We start from the raw sequence: 16659 nt of genomic DNA, 5'->3' as shown, positions 1-16659 counted from the left end.
TGCTCGCTGAACCCTGCTCCCCCGAAGCCGGCTCCCCGAACCCTGCTCCCCTAAGCCGGCATCCGCCCGGGGGGCCGCAGCGCCCAGGACAGCACGGTGAGTGCGGTCAGGATGGCGAGCACCCCCACTTCGCCCACGGCATACCCGGTGGCCAGGTGGGAGACCACGGCCCCGGTGTAGGTGTAGAAGGCGCCCGTATACGCCCACTCCTTGACCAGCGCGCGACGCGGGACGAGCAGGGCGATCGCCCCCAGCACCTTCCAGGTTCCCAGCAGCACCAGGAAGTAGGACGGATAGCCCAGGTGCGTCATCAGGTCGCGGACGTACGAAATCCGCGCGATGTCCCAAACGCCGCCGGCCGCCAGTTCGGCCGCCACCGCCGCGGTGGCCGTCCAGTAGCCGGCCGCCCGCACGCGTGCGCGGCGCCTGGCGCTGCCCGAAATCGATGCCATGAGATGCTCCTTGTCACATCCGAGCGGGGTCCGGGTTCATCGCCATGAACCCCGGCGGCGGAAGGATGTGACAGATGGACGAGGCCAGGCTGGCCGTGCGCTTCGAGGAGCAGCGGCCCCGTCTGCGGGCGGTCGCCTATCGGATGCTGGGCTCGCACGCGGAGGCGGACGACGCGGTGCAGAACGCGTGGCTGCGTCTCAGCCGCGCCGACACCGCCGAGGTGGCCAACCTCGCCGGGTGGCTGACCACCGTCGTCTCCCGGGAGTGCCTGAACATGCTGCGCGCGCGCCGCAACCGCCGTGAGGAGCCCTTCGCCGGCACCACCACCGAGCCCTTCACCGCCGAGCCCTCCGCCGCGGGGCCCTCCAGCGCCGGGCCCTCCAGCGCGGGGCACGACGCCGGAGATCCCGAAGCCGAGGCCCTGCTGGCCGACACGATCGGTCCCGCGCTGATGGTCGTGCTCGACAGTCTCGCCCCCGCCGAGCGGCTCGCCTTCGTCCTGCACGACGTCTTCGCCGTGCCCTTCGACGAGATCGCCGCCATCCTCGGAAGGTCCCCGGCCGCCACCCGTCAGCTCACCAGCCGCGCGCGCAGACGGGTCGTGGGCGCGACCCCGCCCCGGCAGGTGGACCTCGTCCGTCAGCGGCAGGTCGTCCAGGCCTTCCTCGCCGCGCTGCGGCACGGTGACTTCGACGGGCTCCTCGCCGTGCTCGATCCCGACGTCGTCCTCAGAGACGGCGACGCGGGGCTGGTGCGGGGTGCGCGAGCCGTGGGCGCCCGCGCGCTCGTCTTCTCACGGGCCGCCCGGTTCGTACGGCCCGCGCTGGTGGACGGGACCGTGGGTCTCGCGATCGTCCCGCAGGACCGCCTCATCGGGGCGCTCGGTTTCACCTTCGGCCACGACAAGATCACCGCGATCGAGATGATCGGCGATCCCGGACGTCTGCGGCACGTCGGCCTGCTCGTGGGATGACGGACGGAAGGCCCAAGTTTCCGGACCTGTCTTCGAAGCCGTCCTTGGCACGTGCTGGGGCCGCCGGGAGAGTCGCGCCATGACACGGACGACACGCGACAGGCATGAGAAGGAGCATCGAAGCCTGGGGACGCTCATCCGGGCCTGGCGGGAGCGGGCGCTGCTGACCCAGGAGCAGCTCGCCGACCTGGCGGGCGTCAACGTCCGCACCATCGGCAGGCTCGAAGGCGACGCCGTGGGGCGCCCCCGTAGCGCGTCGTTGCAGCGGCTGGCCGAGGCGCTGGGCCTGGACGCGTGGGAGCGGGCCGCGCTCGCCGCGGCGGCCCGCCGCATGCCGGCCCGGCGCGGCGCGGCACAGGCCTGCCCCGGCATCCCGCGCCGGGGGGCGCCTGCGCACGAGGCCGGTCCCCCGGAGCGGGCGCAGAGCGGCACCGGCCTGACGGAGCGCGTGAGCGTGCCCGGCGACAGCACCGTGGCCGGGGAGTCCGATCACCGGCTCGTGCGGCGGTTGCCGGAGGCGTGCCTTCTCGTCGATCTGTCGGGCAGGCCGGAGCCCGACGAGGTTCTCCGTCATCTGTTGCGCACGCTCCGCCTGCCTCATATGGAGACCTCGAACCCCGGAGGCTGGGGCCGGCCCTACCGGACGGTCCTGACCGGCCACAGGCTGCTGATCGTGCTCGCGGACGCCGCGGCCGTGAGGGTCGAACCGGCGTGCCGGTGCGGGACACGCCGGGACATCCCGTGCTGATCGCCGGCCGGTGCCGAAGCGGCGAAACGCGGCGCCCTTCCGGGGAACGATCCGGAAGGGCGCCGCCGGTCGTGGTCTCAGGCGGCCACGGCACGGCTCGCGAGCGGCTCGTCGCCCCTGCAGACCACGCAGAAGAGCCAGAGCTGGACCGCGACGGTGCTGCCGCCGTCACGGATGTTCCGGCAGTAGGCGCGGTAGTTCCCGGTCGCCTCGTACGCGCTGCCCGCCGCCACGCACTTCCCGCACGCGTTGGGCTGGGAGTAGGTGGCCTCCAGGAAGGAGCCCGACGGGGGAAGCGAGGTCGAGCAGCTCACAGCGGGCGCGAGGCCGGCCGTGGAAGGCTCGGCCCACACCGGGGCCGCACTCGCGATTCCACCCGCCATCAGCGCGAGTGCCGCGCCCAGTCCTGTGGCCGTCTTCGTGAAGCGCACGGTCATGATGCGTTCCTTTCGATAGCGTCCGTTGGGCGTGACCGGCGCCACCGGTCGTCGCGGCGGTCAGCGGTCCGCGGAGCCGGCGCCGGCTGAGGCCGCCCACACTCCGTCGGCCCGGTCGCAGGCCTCGGCGGCATGCGCGGCGCTGACGCCGGTCTCCCTGAGCACGTCGTAGCAGAACACGTAGCCGCCGATCTCGCCGCTGGCGGCCCGCTCGCACGCCATCCTCTTCGCCGTCGTCTCGGGGTAACCCGCACCGGCGAGGTAGGAGAGACAGTCACTGGGGGACGCCTGGGCGGGCGACGCGACGAGGACCGCCGCCGCGGTCGCCGCCACGGCGGCAGCCACCGCCGTGGCCGCTCGGAGCCGTCTGAACATGCGAGTCTTTCCCTTCTGCCGGGCCGTTCCGGGGGAACCGCATGGTGCGGCCTTCACGGCGGCATCGGAGCGCGGACGAAACAGCGGCGCCCCTGCCGCGGATCGACGGTCACGCACCGGTCGTGGGATCCACTCTCCTGGCCGCCTACGTCACGGACCAGGGCATTCACCCGGCATTCGCCGGGCATTCGCGGCATGCCCGGCCGCCCGTGGGACTTCTAGCGGGCGGCGGCGTCGACGGCCTGGGCCGACAGGACGTGGTCGAGGACCATGAGGGCGCAGCCGGTGATGCCCGCGCCGGGCCCGAGGCGGCTGCGCTCGATGCGCAGGCTGCGGGTGGCGAGCTGCGTCGAGCGCCGGTAGACGACCTCGCGTACGCCCGACACCAGCGGCTGGAACATCTCGGCGACGTCGCCGCCGAGGACCACGACGGCGGGGTTGAGCAGGTTGACCGCGCCGGAGATGACCTCGCCCAGCCAGCGGCCCGCCTGCCGGACCACGGCCATGGTCTCCGCGTCGCCGGCCCGGACCAGGGCGGTCACGTCGGCCAGCGACATCACGTCGCGGCCCTTGGCCCGCAGCTCGCGCAGGATCGCGGTGCCGCTGGCGACCGAGTCGACGCAGTCGAGGTTGCCGCAGCGGCACAGCACTCCCCCGCCGTCCCGCACGGGGATGTGCCCGATCTCCCCGGCCGCGCCGAGCGCGCCGCGCAGGATGCCGCCGCCGGAGATGACCCCCGCGCCGATCCGGGTGGAGACCTTCACGAACAGCAGGTCGTCGAGTTCCGAGGCGTAGACGACCCGGTGCTCGCCCATCGCGATGACGTTCACGTCGTTGTCCACGAGCACCGGCACGCGGAACCGCTCGGCGATGATCGGCGGGATCACCACGCCGGTCCAGCTCGCCATCACGCGGGCGCTCTCGACCCGTCCTGCGGCGAACTCCACGGTCGCCGGCACGCCGAGGCCGATGCCGACGACGTCGTCCCGCCCGTCGAGCAGCTTCTCCCAGGTGTCCATGAGCAGGGGCAGGACGACGCCCGGCCCCTCTTCGACGTCGATGTCCAGGTCGGTGCGCTGCAGCACCTCGCCCGCGAGGTCGCACAGCGCGATCTGGGTGCGGCGGGCGCCGAGCGAGGCCACCGGGACGACTCCCCCGGAGGTGGCGAAGCGCAGCCGTACGGGCGGGCGGCCCCCGGTGGACGGCCCCTCGGCGTCCTCCACGATCAGCCCGCGCTGGAGCAGGTCGGCGACGCGGTGCGCGACGGCCGGGCGGGACAGGCCCGTCACACGGCCGATGTCGGCACGCGTCACCGCCTCTCCGCTCCGGATGAGCTGGAGGACCTCGCCGGGGGTGGCTAAACGTGACATCGAGCGTAAGTGAAGCACAGAAGCTCACCTAAGTTCAATGACTTATTCATTACAAGTTACAAAAGTGGGCTTGAAAAGTCGCATAACTTCCCGATACTGTCCCTTCCGTGCCCGATCGACACCTGGTGCCCGATCAACTGGTGCCCGATCAACGAATCGGGGGCCGGACGCGCCGACGGGCACACGTCCCGGGACGAAGGCCCCGGGGCGAGTTGGACCCCGCCTCGCGGCGGCCCCGGCAGGAGGAGGACCTTCCGTGACGCACCCCGTTATCAGCGAGGTCACCGAGCGCGTGGTCGCGCGAAGCCGCGAGAGCCGCGGGGCCTACCTGGAGCGGGTGCGCCGCGCCGGGGCCGAACTGCGTGAGCGGGGGCCGGCCCGGGGGCGGCTCGGCTGCGCCAACCTGGCCCACGGCTTCGCCGCCGCGCCCGCCGAGGACAAGCTCGGCCTGCGCGGTACGGCGAAGCCGGGGGTGGCCATCGTGACGTCGTACAACGACATGCTGTCGGCGCACCAGCCGTACGAGACCTACCCGCCGGAGCTGAAGCGGGCGGTCCGCGAGGCGGGCGGCGTGGCACAGGTGGCGGGCGGCGTGCCCGCGATGTGCGACGGCGTCACCCAGGGCCGGGCCGGCATGGAGCTGTCGCTCTACAGCCGCGACGTGATCGCCATGGCGACCGCGATCGCGCTGTCGCACGACATGTTCGACGCCTCCCTGCTGCTCGGGGTCTGCGACAAGATCGTCCCGGGGCTGCTCATCGGCGCCTTACGCTTCGGTCACCTGCCGGCGATATTCGTCCCCGCCGGGCCCATGACCTCGGGCCTGCCCAACAAGGTCAAGGCCAGGGCGCGGCAGGCCTTCGCCGAAGGCAAGATCGGCCGCGCGGAGATGCTCGACGCCGAGGCGGCGTCCTACCACTCCCCCGGCACCTGCACGTTCTACGGCACCGCCAACTCCAACCAGCTCCTCATGGAGGTCATGGGCCTCCACCTGCCGGGGGCGACGTTCGTCAACCCGCACACCGAGCTGCGGCACGCGCTGACCGCCGCGGCGGCGCGGCGGGCGGTCGAGATCACCCCGCACGGCGCGGAGTACACGCCCGTCGCCGAGGTCGTGGACGAGAAGGCGATCGTCAACGCGGTCGTCGCGCTGCTCGCCTCCGGCGGCTCCACCAACCACACGATGCACCTGGTCGCCATGGCGGCGGCCGCCGGCATCGAGCTGACCTGGGACGACATGGCGGCTCTGTCCAAGGTCGTGCCACTGATCACCCGCATGTACCCCAACGGCCAGGCGGACGTGAACCACTTCCAGGCCGCGGGCGGCATGGCGGTGTTCATCGGCGACCTGCTGGACGCCGGGCTGCTCCACGCGGACGTCCTGACGGTCGCCGGGCGCGGCCTCGGCCTCTACCGCTCAGCCCCGGCGCTCAAGGAGGGCGTGCTGGCGTGGGAGGAGCGCACGGAGCCCAGCACCGACACCGAGGTCCTGCGGCCGGTCGCCGTGCCGTTCTCCCCCGACGGGGGCATCCACATGCTGTCGGGCGACCTGGGCCGGGCGGTGAGCAAGGTCTCCGCCGTCAAGCCCGAGCACCTGGTGATCGAGGCCCCCGCCAAGGTGTTCGACGACCAGCTCGACCTGCTCGCCGCGTTCGAGCGGGGCGAGCTCGACGGGCAGGACTTCGTCGCGGTCGTCCGCTACCAGGGCCCCCGGGCCAACGGCATGCCGGAGCTGCACAAGCTCACGCCGCCGCTGGCCGTCCTGCTCGACCGCGGCCAGAAGGTGGCCATCGTCACCGACGGCCGCATGTCCGGCGCCTCGGGGAAGGTCCCCGCGGCGATCCACCTGTCTCCCGAGGCCGCCGACGGCGGGCCGATCGCGCTGCTGCGCGACGGCGACGTGATCCGCCTCGACTCGGCCGCGGGGACCCTCACCGTGCTCGCCGACCTCACCGGCCGTACGCCGGGGGGCGCACCGCTGACCGACGAGCAGTGGGCCGGCACCGGTCGCGAGCTGTTCGCCTCATTCCGCCGCACGGTCGGCCCGGCCGAGCGCGGGGCGAGCGTCTTCGGAGGTGCCGCGTGAGCCTTCCCTGGCTGGTCGCGGACATCGGCGGAACCAACGCCAGGTTCGGTTTGGTGGCCCGGCCCGGAGGGCAGCCGGAGGCGGTAGCCGTACTCGACGTTTCCCAGCATCTCGGCCTTGCCGATGCCGTAGCCGCCTATCTCGCAGACCATGCGGGCGGAGTTCGGCCGGGGGCCGCGTGCCTGGCGATCGCCGGTCCGGTCGACGACGACCGATACCGGCTGACGAACGCGGGATGGTCCGGGTCCGTGAAGGAGCTCGGCATCCCGCGTACGGTGCTGCTCAACGACTTCGAGGCGCTGGCGATCTCGCTGCCGCACCTGGCCGGGGACGACCTCGTGCCGCTCGGCGGCCCCCGGCCGACCGCCGGCCTGACGAAGGTCGTGCTCGGACCCGGCACCGGGCTCGGGGTGGCCGGTCTCGTGCCCGTACGGGAGGGCTGGCAGCCGGTGCCCGGCGAGGGCGGGCACGTGGCGGTTCCCGCCGTCACGGACCTGGAGATGGAGATCGTCCGGGCGCTGCGCGCGGACGGCCTGCCGTACGTGGACGCCGAGCACCTGTTGTCGGGCACCGGGCTGCCCCGTCTGCACCGCGGGCTCGCACTTGTGCGCGGCATCGCGCCCGAGCAGCTCACGGCCGCCCAGATGACGGCGGCGCAGATCACCTCTTCCGACGACCCGCTGTGCGCCGAGACCGTGGAGGTCTTCCTCGCCATGCTCGGCGGCTTCGCGGGCGGCGTGGCGCTCACCTTCGGCGCGCGTGGCGGGGTCTACCTGGGCGGCGGCGTGCTGCCCCGCCTGGTCTCGCGGATCCCCGGCAGCGCGTTCCGGGCCCGGTTCGAGACGACCGCGCCGGCGCTGACGGAGTACGCCGCCGCGATCGCCACCGTCCTGATCACCGCCGAGCAGCCCGCGCTGACGGGTGCGGCCGCCTGGCTCGCCCAACAAAACCCCGATGTGGAGCTGGTATGAGCAACCTTCTCGACCTCGCGCCGGTCGTCCCCGTGGTCGTCCTCGACGACGCCGAGAGCGCCGTCCCCCTCGCCCGGGCCCTGGTCGCGGGCGGGCTGCCGGTCATCGAGGTCACGCTGCGCACCCCGGCCGCCCTCGACGCGATCCGGCGGATAGCCGCCGAGGTGCCGGAGGCCGTCGTCGGCGCGGGCACCGTGCGCTCGCCCGGGGACGTGGAGGCCGCGGCCGGGGCCGGCGCCCGCTTCCTCGTCTCCCCCGGCACCACGCCCGGCCTGCTCGCGGCCATGCTCGCCGCGGGCGTGCCGTTCCTGCCGGGCGTCGCCACGGCCACCGAGGCGATGACGCTGGCCGAGCGCGGCGTGCGCGAGCTCAAGTTCTTCCCGGCCGAGCCGGCCGGCGGCGTCGCGTACCTCAAGTCGCTGAGCGGCCCGCTGCCCGACGTGCGGTTCTGCCCCACGGGCGGGATCACCCCGTCGAACGCGCCGGCCTACCTCGCCCTGCCGAACGTCGGCTGCGTCGGCGGGAGCTGGCTCACGCCGCGCAGCCTGGTCGCGGCGGGCGACTTCGCCAGGATCGAGAAGCTCGCGTCCGAGGCCGCCGCGCTGCGTCCCTGAGCGCTGCGTCCCTGAGCGCTGAGCCCCTGAGCGCTGAGCCCCTGAGCGCCGCGTCCCTGGGGCTCCCTCAGCTCGCCGGTCCGTCCTTCCTCCCTCGGCGGAGCCGGTGGCCATGCTCGTGTCCGCGACCCGGAGGCGTCCATGGGTGCCGGGCCCGCGACCGCTCACCGGCGGTGGCGGGCCTGGCGTCGTCTCACCGCACCGGCCCCGGTCTCACGACACCGCGCTCAACAGGGCGTCCAGGCCGATCGGGTCCTCGTGGGTGCCCTCGCTGGTGCACGCGTGCGCCCCGGCCACGCCGCCCAGCCGTACGCACTCCTCCAGGGGCCGGCCGGCCAGGCGGCCGTACAGGAAGCCGGACACGAACGCGTCGCCCGCGCCGTTGCTGTCGGCCACAGGCCCATGATTCGGCACGGGCAGCGGCTCGGCCGGGAAGCTGCGGACCTTGCCTTCGGCCAGCACGTGGCAGCCCTCGGCCCCGGCCGTGCACACGACGGCCGACGCCCGGCCCCGCTCCGCGATCGACCGCATGACCTCCTCCCGCCGCCCGCCGAGCTTCACCGCGGACAGGAAGACCAGGTCGGAGGAGTAGGCGAAGTCCTCGTGGTGCGGGTTCTCCCCGTCCCAGTCGTGCAGGTCGGTCGAGACCGTCGTGCCGTCCGGGATGTCGGCGTACACGTGCCGGGCGAAGTCCATGATCGAGACGTGGACGTGCCGGGCCGACCGGAGGGCGGGCAGGTAGAGATCGCGCGGCATCCGCTGGCCGGGGACGGCCCGGGGGTCGAAGAGCGACAGCCGCCTGCCGCCGGCGTCCACCAGCAGGACGCTGCGGCGGGTGCCCGCCTCCGACGCCGCGTGGGAGAAGTCCACACCCCGGGCGGCGAGATGGTCCCTGATCAGCGCGCCCTGCGGGTCGTCGCCGATCAGGTCGACGAACTTCACCCGCAGGCCGAGAGCGTGGCAGCCGAGGGCGACCCCCGCGCCGGTGTTGCCGATGCGGTCCACCACGGGCGGCACGGCGTAGGTGTCGGCGTACGGCAGGGGCAACTCAGGCACGTAGACGGTGGTGTCGACGCCGGCGCCGCCGACGACGAGAACGTCGAGTGCATGATCAGGAAGGGCGTCGTTCGAGGTCACGCCGGGCTCCACGGGGTTGGTGCATGATCACGAAGGGTGGACGCGCAGGTGAGCGGCCCTCCGTGCGACAAACTGCAAGATCACGGGGGGTGGGGGTGGTGGGGTCAGCGGTTGACCAGCGGGCCTGAGCTGGTGGAGCCGCGCACCACGAGCTCGGGCTGGTAGACCAGCTCGACGTGCTTGGCGGGAGTGCCGCCGATCTCCTCCAGCAGGGTCTCGACGGCGGCGGCCGCCATCGCGCCGATCGGCTTGCGGACGGTCGTGAGCGGCGGGTCGGTGAACGCCATCAGCGGCGAGTCGTCGAACCCGACGACCGACACGTCCCCGGGCACCGACAGCCCGCGCTCGCGGGCGGCGCGGATCGCGCCGAGCGCCATGAGGTCGCTCGCGCAGAAGATCCCGGTGCAGCCGCGGTCGAGCAGCGCCGAGGCGGCGGCCTGCCCGCCCTCGACGGAGAACAGCGAGTGCTGGATGAGGTCGTCGGCGTCGGCCGGGCCGAGCAGCTGCGCCATCGCCTGGCGGAAGCCCTCGATCTTGCGGATGACCGGGACGAAGCGCCGCTGCCCCAGCGCGAGGCCGATGCGCTCGTGCCCGAGGTCCACCAGGTGCTGGACGGCCAGGCGCGCGGCGAGCCGGTCGTCGGGCGAGATGAACGGCGCGGGGATGGCCTCGTTGTAGCCGTCCACGAACACGATCGGCAGCCCCCGGTCGGTGAGCCGGGTGTATCGGTCCATTCGCGCGGTGGTGTCGGCGTGCAGGCCGGAGACGAAGACGATGCCGGACACGCCCCGGTCGAGGAGCATCTCGGTGAACTCGTCCTCGGGGGCGCCGCCGGGCTCCTGGGTGCACAGGATCGGCGTGTAGCCGTGCTGGATCAGCGACTTCTCCATCGCCTGCGCGAACGCCGGGAAGATCGGGTTGCCGAGCTCCGGGATCACCAGGCCGATCAGGCCGTTGCTGCGCTGGCGCAGCCGCTGGGGGCGCTCGTAGCCCATCAGGTCGAGGGCGGTGAGCACGGCCTGGCGGGTGGCCGGGGAGACCCCCGCCTTGCCGTTGAGCACACGGCTCACCGTCGCCTCGCTGACTCCGGCCTGGGCGGCGATGTCGGCGAGCCGTGTGTTGTTCATGAGCTTTACTTTAGACATCTCTCGCGGTCCACCAGGTGGCGGAGTCGGGGGCGATCCGGACGACGTCGCCGGCGGTCTCCGGTCCCCCGCTGGCGAGCAGCAGGTCACCGTGCCCCGGCCCGATCTCCACCCACTCGGGCGTCATGTTGAGGACGCAGGCGAACGCGTCGCCGCGCCGGAACGCGAGCGTGCCGGCCGGGCTGTCGAGCCAGGTCAGCGTGCCGTCGCCCAGTTCCGGGTGCTCCCGCCTGAGGGCGAGGGCGGTCCGGTAGAGGCTGAGCATCGACGCGCCGTCCCGCAGCTGCGCCTCCACCGACAGGCCGCGCCAGTCCGGCGGCATCGGCAGCCAGCTCTCGTAGCTGCCCGGCGGGGTGAAGCCGTACGGCGGCTCGCCCGCGGTGGTCCACGGGAGCGGCACCCGGCAGCCGTCGCGCCCGCTGTCCGGGTCGCGCAGCCGCTGCGGATCCTGCAGATACTGCTCGGGCAGGTCGAGGACCTCGGGCAGCCCCAGTTCCTCGCCCTGGTAGATGTAGGCCGAGCCGGGCAGCGCCAGCATGAGCAGCGCCGCCGCCCGCGCCCTGCGCAGGCCGCGCTCGCCGTCGCCGTAGCGGGTGACGTGCCGCTTGACGTCATGGTTCGACAGCACCCAGGTCGGGGGCGCGCCCACCAGCGCCGACGTGCGCACGGACTCGTCGATGACCTCCCTGAAGCGCGCCGCGTCCCAGGGCGTCTTGAGGAAGTGGAAGTTGAACGCCTGGTGCAGCTCGTCCGGGCGGACGTAGTTGGCCAGCCGCTCGGGCGAGGGCGCCCACGCCTCGGCCACCCCGATCCGCTCGCCCTCGTAGGAGTCGAGGATGCGGCGCCAGGCCCGGTGGATCTCGTGCACGCCGTCCTGGTCGAAGAACGGCACGACCTGCGTGCCGATCATCTCGGCCTGGCCCCGGGCGCCCACGTCGGGCAGGCCCGGCGCCTTGACCATGCCGTGCGCCACGTCGATCCGGAAGCCGTCCACGCCGAGGTCGAGCCAGAACCGCAGCACGCCGGCGAACTCCTCGTGCACCTCCGGGTGCTCCCAGTTGAGGTCCGGCTGCTCGGGCGCGAACAGGTGCAGGTACCACTGGCCGTCCTCGACCCGGGTCCAGGCGGGCCCGCCGAAGATCGACTCCCAGTCGTTGGGCGGCAGCTCGCCCGCCGCGCCCTTGCCCTCGCGGAAGATGTAGCGCTCCCGCTCCGGGCTGCCCGGCCCGGCCCGCAGCGCCGCCTCGAACCAGGGGTGTCGGTCGGAGGTGTGGTTGGGCACCACGTCCACGATGATCCGCAGGCCGAGCCGGTGGGCGTCCGCGATCAGCGCCTGGGCGTCCGCCAGCGAGCCGAAGAGCGGATCGACGTCGCGGTAGTCGGCCACGTCGTATCCGAAGTCGGCCATCGGCGAGGGGTAGAACGGCGTCAGCCAGATCGCGTCCACGCCGAGGTCGGACAGGTACCGCAGGCGGCTGCGCACGCCGAGCAGGTCGCCGATCCCGTCGCCGTTGCCGTCCGCGAAACTGCGGACGTACACCTGGTAGATCACCGCGTCGCGCCACCACCGGGTCGCGACCGCGGACGGCTGGACGGCGAGTTCGGTCATTGGGATCCCCCGATTCTCATATAGGGTCACGCCTTCGTCGCACCGGCCGTCAGACCGGTGACGAGGTGGCGCTGGACGAGCAGGAAGACGACGGCCGCCGGGATGGCGATCAGCACCGACGAGGCCGTCAGCAGGCCCCACTCCGCCTTGTGCTGGCCGACGAACTGGCTCAGGCCGACCGCCAGCGTGTACTTGTCGTCACCCGTCATGAACGCGGTCGCGTACGCGACCTCCGCCCAGGCGGTGATGAACGAGTAGAAGGCGGCCACGGCGAGGCCGGGCTTGGCCAGCGGCAGGATGAGCCGCCAGAACGTGCCGAAGGGGGTCAGGCCGTCCACCCGGCCGGCCTCGTCGATCGTCACCGGGACGGTGTCGAAGTAGCCCTTCATCATCCACGCGCAGAACGGCACGGTGGAGGTGAGGTAGGCGATGACGAGGGACGGGAACTGGTTGATCAGCCCGAGCCCGGCCATCAGGTTGTAGATCGGCACGATCAGGATCGCCACGGGGAACATCTGCGTGATCAGCAGCATCCACATCACCGAGCGGAAGCCGGGGAAACGGAAACGGCTGACCGCGTAGCCGGTGGTGGCCGACAGCAGCACGCCGAGCACGGCCGTCATGAGCGAGACGACGACGGAGTTGGCGGCCCACGTCAGGAACCGGGTCTCCCCCAGGACCTGCGTGTAGTTCGCGAGCGTGGGGTGGTCGACCGGCGCGACCGAGGCGGTCTCGATGACCGTTCGCGGCTTGAGCGAGGTCAGCACCAGCCACGCGACCGGGAACACCGACACGATGCTGGCCGCGATCAGCGTGAGGTGCAGGGCGATCGACCTGCCGGGGCTGCGCCTGTCGCGACTCCACGCGCCGGCGGGAGCGGCCGGGCTCACCATGCCTCCCCCTGCTGCCTGAGCGCGCGCCGGTAGACCGTGGCCATCACGACGAGAAGGGCGAGGATCACCATGCCCCAGGCGGCGGAGCCCGAGTAGTTCCGGATGCCCTCGAACGCCTGGCGGTAGGCGTACGTCACGAGGATCTCCGTGGCTCCGCCCGGTCCTCCCTTGGTCAGCAGGAAGATGACCGGGAACTGGTTGAACGTCCAGATCGTGCCGAGCAGGACGACCGTGCTCGACACCGGGCGCAGGCCCGGCAGCGTGATGTGGCGGAAGCGCTGCCACGGCGTGGCGCCGTCCACTTCCGCGGCCTCGTGCAGCTCGCGCGGGATGGCCTGCAGGCCGCCGAGCAGCGCGAGCATCATGAACGGCACGCCCAGCCACACGTTGCAGGCGATCACCGAGACCTTGGCCCAGAACGGGTCGTCCAGCCAGCTGATCCCCGCGAACCCTGCGGCCCGGAGCATGGCGTTGACCACGCCGAACTCGCCGTTCAGCAGGTAGCGCCAGATGAAGGCGGACACGAAGGCCGGGACGGCCCAGGGCAGCACGAGCAGGATCCGGTAGAGCGCCCGCAGCCGCATGGGCCGGTTCAGCAGCATCGCCAGGCCGAGGCCGATGCCCACGTGCAGGGCGACGCAGACGACGGTCCACACGACCGTCCAGGTCAGCCGGCCGAGGAACTCCGAGGACGTCAGGATGTCGGCGTAGTTCCGCAGGCCCACGAACTCGTACGTGGAGGGGATGACGTTCATCCCGATCGTGCGGCCCATGTTGCCCTCGGTCGCGTCGGTGAGCGACAGGTACACGCCTCGCACGAGGGGGTAGCCGACCAGCACCAGCGTCACGACGACGACCGGCGCGGTCATCGCCCACGCGTACCAGTGACGCGACAGGAGGCGCCGCGCCCCGGAGCGGGGCGCGGCCCTTCTCGTCGCGACGACGTCAGCCGTCATCGCCTACAGGCTCCAGCCCTTGAGGATGCCCTGGTAGGCGGTGGCGACGTCCGTGAGCATGGGCTCGGTCGCCGTCTGCCCGCCCGCGAGCTTCTGGTAGCCCTCGACCAGCGGCTGGAACAGCGAGGCGGCCTCGGGGATCCAGGGGCGCTCGACGGCCGTCTCCATCGGCTTGGCCCACTGCGCGATCTTCGGGTTGGCCGTCGCCTCGGAGGCGCTGTAGGCGGGCTGGCGGGTGGGCAGCAGGCCGAGCTTGCCGGCGACCTTGGCCTGGCTCTCCGCGCTGTCCATGAACTGGACGAACAGGTAGGACGCGTCCAGGTTCTTCGAGCCCGCGTACACGGTGTAGTCGTGGCCGCCCAGGGGCGAGCCGGCCTTCGCCGAGCCGGCCGGGACCGGGGCGACGCCGAAGTTGTCCGGGTTGTCCTTGAACACCTTGCCACCGAGGTTGTCCGCGTTGGACCACGGGCCGTTGAAGATCATCGCGACCTTGCCGTCCTTGAACGCGGTCTCGGCGTTCGTGTAGCTGTCCTGCAGCGCGGGCTTGACGGCGGCGCCGGACGTGATCAGGTCCTCGACGATCTTCACCCCCGCCACGCTCTGCGGGGACGAGATCGTGATCTTCTTGTTCTGGACGTCGACGAAGTCGCCGCCCTCGCCATAAATGAACGGAAGCAGGAAGTAGGCGTCCACATTCAGGGCGAGGCCGCCCGCTCCGGTCTTCGACTTGACGTCGAGCGCCGCCTTCTTAAGGTCGGCCATTGTCGCCGGAGGCTCGTCGTAGCCCGCCTTCTTCAGTAGTTCCTTGTTGTACAGGAGGCCCAGGGTGTCCGTCACCTGCGGCACGCCGTACGTCTTGCCGTTGTACTTGCCGCTCGCCGCCGGGACCGGCAGGAACTCCTCGGGCTTGTCGACGGCGGGGGTGCCGTCGAGCGGCGCGAGGTAACCGAGCGAGGCGAATTCCGCGACCCAGCCCACGTCGGTGCGCAGCACGTCGGGCGCGCCGGAACCGGACTGCGCGGCGGTCTTGAACTTGTCCCGCGCCTCCGCGAACGGCACGTTGACGTAATTGACCTTGATCTTCGGATATTTCGCCTCGAAGTCTTTGACGATCTCCTGGAAGACCGGGCCCTCGGTCGTGGCGTCCGAGGTGTCCCACCAGGTGACCGTGCCGGACACCTCGGCGGGGGCGGCGCTCTTGGCCGGGGCTGATCCGGGGTCGCCGGAACCGTCGCCGCAGGCCGTGACCGCCAACGCGAGCGCCGCGGCAACCGCCGCGGACGTGAGGACTCGCCTCATCTGCGTCGCACTCCTTGCTCAGGGGGATTTGAGCGGAACGTAACAGGGGTGCGAAGGGGATGAAAGGCCTTACAGAAACTTTCAGCAAATTCGTTACATTTGACGCCACATAGAGGGCCGCAGGGAGGTCATGGCACAACCCTGACAGCCGTCTTTAGCAAAGGGAAAGTCGGGTGTAACGAGAAGTTGCAAGTAGATGCCGGATCTTTCACGACACGTATGGACACGAGTGCCCGCGACGCGATGTACTACCTCATCATTCACACCGAAGGCTGGGGATCCGGGCGTGCCTGCCCGGGAGGAACGAGCGCGCATGAGCACCGTCGTCCTCGACAACGTGACGAAGATTTACCCGGGGGGGTACCTCGCGGTCGACCGCATGAACCTGCGCGCGGACGAGGGTGAGCTCCTCGTCCTGCTCGGGCCGTCGGGCTGCGGGAAGTCCACGCTACTCCGCATGATCGCGGGGCTGGAGGAGATCACCTCCGGCGACCTGTGGCTGGGCGGGGAGATCGCCAACCACCTCGCGCCCCGGGACCGGGACGTCGCGATGGTCTTCCAGAACGGCGCCCTCTATCCCCACCGGACGGTGCGCGGCAACCTGTCGTTCCCGCTGGAGATCGCCAAAGCGGATCCCACGATGGTCAAGCAACGGGTCGTCGAGCTGTCGCGCGCGCTGCACATCGACGAGACGCTGGACCGGCGGCCGGGCACGCTGTCCGGCGGCCAGCGCCAGCGGGTGGCGATGGGGCGCGCCATCGTGCGCCAGCCCTCTCTGTTCCTGATGGACGAGCCGCTGTCCAACCTGGACGCCGGCATGCGCACCGAGCTGCGCATGGAGATCTCGTCGCTGGTGCGCGCCCTCGGCGTCACCACCATCTACGTCACGCACGACCAGGTCGAGGCCCTCACCCTGGCCGACCGCATCGCCATCATGAACCGGGGCGTGCTGCAGGACATCGGCACGCCCGCGCAGGTCTACAACGACCCCGCGACCGCGTTCACCGCCGCGTTCCTCAACTCCCAGCAGCTCAACCTGCTCGCGGCGACCGTGCGCACCCCGCAGAACCAGTTCATCATGCTCGACTTCGGCCCTCACCAGATCACGATGCCCTGGACCGATCCACGGGCGTACGCGGTGTCGCAGCACACCGGCACGCAGATCATCGTGGGAATCCGGCCGGACGGGCTGGTGCCGGTGCCGGAGCGGACGGAGGGCCCGACGTTCTTCGGCCGGGTCAGGACGCTGGAGTATCACGGCCACGAGTGGCTCGCCTACCTTGAGGCCGGGATCCCGGCCGTCAACGTGCCGGAACCGCCGGACCGCCGCCAGCTCAACGGCGCGGGAGGCGGCGGCAAGGCGCGGTCGATGATGCGCCGCCTGCTGAACGGCTCGGCCCCGGCGGAGGAGGAGCAGCAGCCGCCCGCGGCCTCGCAGTCGGGCACGCACCGCCGCGCGGATCTGATCGTCAGGCTCGGCAACCGGCCCGTGTGGCGCGCCGGCGACGCCGGCCGGGTCGCCGTCGACGTCTCCCGGCTCATGCTGTTCACGATGGACGGCACCCGCATCGACCCGCCGCGCAGGTAACGCCG

16 protein-coding genes are annotated in these 16659 nt (G+C 71.9%); 6 read left to right on the top strand and 10 right to left on the bottom strand.

The annotated features are described in order from the left end of the window. Window positions 1–50 precede the first annotated feature (50 nt). Window positions 51–452 (bottom strand): DoxX family protein, encoded by a 402-nt coding sequence (locus ACIBK1_RS14435; protein ID WP_396735006.1) that lies wholly within the window; start codon window positions 450–452, stop codon window positions 51–53. Window positions 453–526: 74 nt separating this feature from the next. Here ACIBK1_RS14435 and ACIBK1_RS14430 point away from each other — a divergent pair, with 74 nt between their 5' ends. Both ACIBK1_RS14430 and ACIBK1_RS14425 read left to right on the top strand, forming a co-directional pair. Then, window positions 527–1426, top strand: a complete 900-nt coding sequence (locus tag ACIBK1_RS14430; RefSeq protein ID WP_396735003.1) for a sigma-70 family RNA polymerase sigma factor — start codon at window positions 527–529, stop codon at window positions 1424–1426. A 79-nt stretch (window positions 1427–1505) separates the two neighbouring features. Then, on the top strand, window positions 1506–2174 hold the full coding sequence (locus ACIBK1_RS14425; RefSeq protein ID WP_396735000.1) for a helix-turn-helix domain-containing protein: 669 nt from the start codon (window positions 1506–1508) through the stop codon (window positions 2172–2174). 77 nt (window positions 2175–2251) lie between these two features. Here ACIBK1_RS14425 and ACIBK1_RS14420 read toward each other — a convergent pair whose 3' ends face one another. From ACIBK1_RS14420 to ACIBK1_RS14410, 3 genes are all read right to left on the bottom strand, one after another. Continuing rightward, window positions 2252–2611, bottom strand: a complete 360-nt coding sequence (locus ACIBK1_RS14420) for a hypothetical protein (RefSeq protein WP_396734997.1) — start codon at window positions 2609–2611, stop codon at window positions 2252–2254. Window positions 2612–2671: 60 nt separating this feature from the next. Then, a complete protein-coding gene (locus ACIBK1_RS14415) occupies window positions 2672–2986 on the bottom strand; it encodes a hypothetical protein (RefSeq protein ID WP_396734994.1) in 315 nt (104 codons plus the stop codon). A 218-nt stretch (window positions 2987–3204) separates the two neighbouring features. Next, a complete protein-coding gene (locus ACIBK1_RS14410; protein WP_030506981.1) occupies window positions 3205–4356 on the bottom strand; it encodes an ROK family transcriptional regulator in 1152 nt (383 codons plus the stop codon). A 256-nt stretch (window positions 4357–4612) separates the two neighbouring features. Between ACIBK1_RS14410 and edd the strand changes: the two genes are divergently transcribed. Genes edd through eda form a run of 3 tightly spaced genes read left to right on the top strand, consistent with a single transcriptional unit; the run spans window position 4613 to window position 8027 of the window. Further along, complete coding sequence (gene edd / locus ACIBK1_RS14405; RefSeq protein WP_396734991.1) at window positions 4613–6442, top strand: phosphogluconate dehydratase; 1830 nt, start codon at window positions 4613–4615, stop codon at window positions 6440–6442. Next, the gene (locus ACIBK1_RS14400; protein WP_396734988.1) at window positions 6439–7413 is read left to right on the top strand and encodes a glucokinase; all 975 of its coding nucleotides are present in this window, start codon (window positions 6439–6441) and stop codon (window positions 7411–7413) included. The genes edd and ACIBK1_RS14400 overlap by 4 nt, the downstream gene beginning before the upstream one ends. Then, on the top strand, window positions 7410–8027 hold the full coding sequence (gene eda, locus ACIBK1_RS14395) for a bifunctional 4-hydroxy-2-oxoglutarate aldolase/2-dehydro-3-deoxy-phosphogluconate aldolase (protein WP_030506984.1): 618 nt from the start codon (window positions 7410–7412) through the stop codon (window positions 8025–8027). The genes ACIBK1_RS14400 and eda overlap by 4 nt, the downstream gene beginning before the upstream one ends. Window positions 8028–8240: 213 nt before the next feature. Here eda and ACIBK1_RS14390 read toward each other — a convergent pair whose 3' ends face one another. The 6 genes from ACIBK1_RS14390 to ACIBK1_RS14365 form a co-directional block, all read right to left on the bottom strand. Then, window positions 8241–9164, bottom strand: coding sequence for a carbohydrate kinase family protein (locus ACIBK1_RS14390; protein WP_396734983.1), 924 nt, complete (start codon window positions 9162–9164; stop codon window positions 8241–8243). 104 nt (window positions 9165–9268) lie between these two features. After that, window positions 9269–10291 (bottom strand): LacI family DNA-binding transcriptional regulator, encoded by a 1023-nt coding sequence (locus tag ACIBK1_RS14385; RefSeq protein WP_030506986.1) that lies wholly within the window; start codon window positions 10289–10291, stop codon window positions 9269–9271. 10 nt (window positions 10292–10301) lie between these two features. Continuing rightward, on the bottom strand, window positions 10302–11918 hold the full coding sequence (locus tag ACIBK1_RS14380) for a glycoside hydrolase family 13 protein (protein WP_030506987.1): 1617 nt from the start codon (window positions 11916–11918) through the stop codon (window positions 10302–10304). A gap of 26 nt (window positions 11919–11944) precedes the next feature. Next, entirely contained in the window at window positions 11945–12811 is an 867-nt protein-coding gene (locus tag ACIBK1_RS14375) for a sugar ABC transporter permease (RefSeq protein ID WP_030506988.1), read from the bottom strand. Then, the gene (locus ACIBK1_RS14370) at window positions 12805–13767 is read right to left on the bottom strand and encodes a carbohydrate ABC transporter permease (RefSeq protein WP_030506989.1); all 963 of its coding nucleotides are present in this window, start codon (window positions 13765–13767) and stop codon (window positions 12805–12807) included. The genes ACIBK1_RS14375 and ACIBK1_RS14370 overlap by 7 nt, the downstream gene beginning before the upstream one ends. A gap of 3 nt (window positions 13768–13770) precedes the next feature. Then, complete coding sequence (locus tag ACIBK1_RS14365) at window positions 13771–15066, bottom strand: extracellular solute-binding protein (RefSeq protein WP_076436577.1); 1296 nt, start codon at window positions 15064–15066, stop codon at window positions 13771–13773. Between the two features lie 313 nt (window positions 15067–15379). Here ACIBK1_RS14365 and ACIBK1_RS14360 point away from each other — a divergent pair, with 313 nt between their 5' ends. Beyond that, window positions 15380–16654 carry an ABC transporter ATP-binding protein gene (locus ACIBK1_RS14360; protein WP_030506991.1) on the top strand — a complete coding sequence of 425 codons (1275 nt, stop codon included), beginning with the start codon at window positions 15380–15382 and terminating at the stop codon, window positions 16652–16654. Window positions 16655–16659: the final 5 nt, after the last annotated feature.

It is taken from the genome of Microbispora rosea, assembly GCF_044460045.1.
Classification (GTDB): domain Bacteria; phylum Actinomycetota; class Actinomycetes; order Streptosporangiales; family Streptosporangiaceae; genus Microbispora; species Microbispora rosea.
The sequence above is the reverse complement of the archived record's forward strand: the minus strand, read 5'-3'. Positions and strand labels throughout refer to the sequence as shown.

Coding starts and splice junctions, on each gene's coding strand:
- ACIBK1_RS14435 (WP_396735006.1), bottom strand. CDS start 452: ATGGCATCGATTTCGGGCAGCGCCAGGCGCCGCGCACGCGTGCGGGCG.
- ACIBK1_RS14430 (WP_396735003.1), top strand. CDS start 527: ATGGACGAGGCCAGGCTGGCCGTGCGCTTCGAGGAGCAGCGGCCCCGT.
- ACIBK1_RS14425 (WP_396735000.1), top strand. CDS start 1,506: ATGACACGGACGACACGCGACAGGCATGAGAAGGAGCATCGAAGCCTG.
- ACIBK1_RS14420 (WP_396734997.1), bottom strand. CDS start 2,611: ATGACCGTGCGCTTCACGAAGACGGCCACAGGACTGGGCGCGGCACTC.
- ACIBK1_RS14415 (WP_396734994.1), bottom strand. CDS start 2,986: ATGTTCAGACGGCTCCGAGCGGCCACGGCGGTGGCTGCCGCCGTGGCG.
- ACIBK1_RS14410 (WP_030506981.1), bottom strand. CDS start 4,356: ATGTCACGTTTAGCCACCCCCGGCGAGGTCCTCCAGCTCATCCGGAGC.
- eda (WP_030506984.1), top strand. CDS start 7,410: ATGAGCAACCTTCTCGACCTCGCGCCGGTCGTCCCCGTGGTCGTCCTC.
- ACIBK1_RS14385 (WP_030506986.1), bottom strand. CDS start 10,291: ATGAACAACACACGGCTCGCCGACATCGCCGCCCAGGCCGGAGTCAGC.
- ACIBK1_RS14380 (WP_030506987.1), bottom strand. CDS start 11,918: ATGACCGAACTCGCCGTCCAGCCGTCCGCGGTCGCGACCCGGTGGTGG.
- ACIBK1_RS14375 (WP_030506988.1), bottom strand. CDS start 12,811: ATGGTGAGCCCGGCCGCTCCCGCCGGCGCGTGGAGTCGCGACAGGCGC.
- ACIBK1_RS14370 (WP_030506989.1), bottom strand. CDS start 13,767: ATGACGGCTGACGTCGTCGCGACGAGAAGGGCCGCGCCCCGCTCCGGG.
- ACIBK1_RS14365 (WP_076436577.1), bottom strand. CDS start 15,066: ATGAGGCGAGTCCTCACGTCCGCGGCGGTTGCCGCGGCGCTCGCGTTG.
- ACIBK1_RS14360 (WP_030506991.1), top strand. CDS start 15,380: ATGAGCACCGTCGTCCTCGACAACGTGACGAAGATTTACCCGGGGGGG.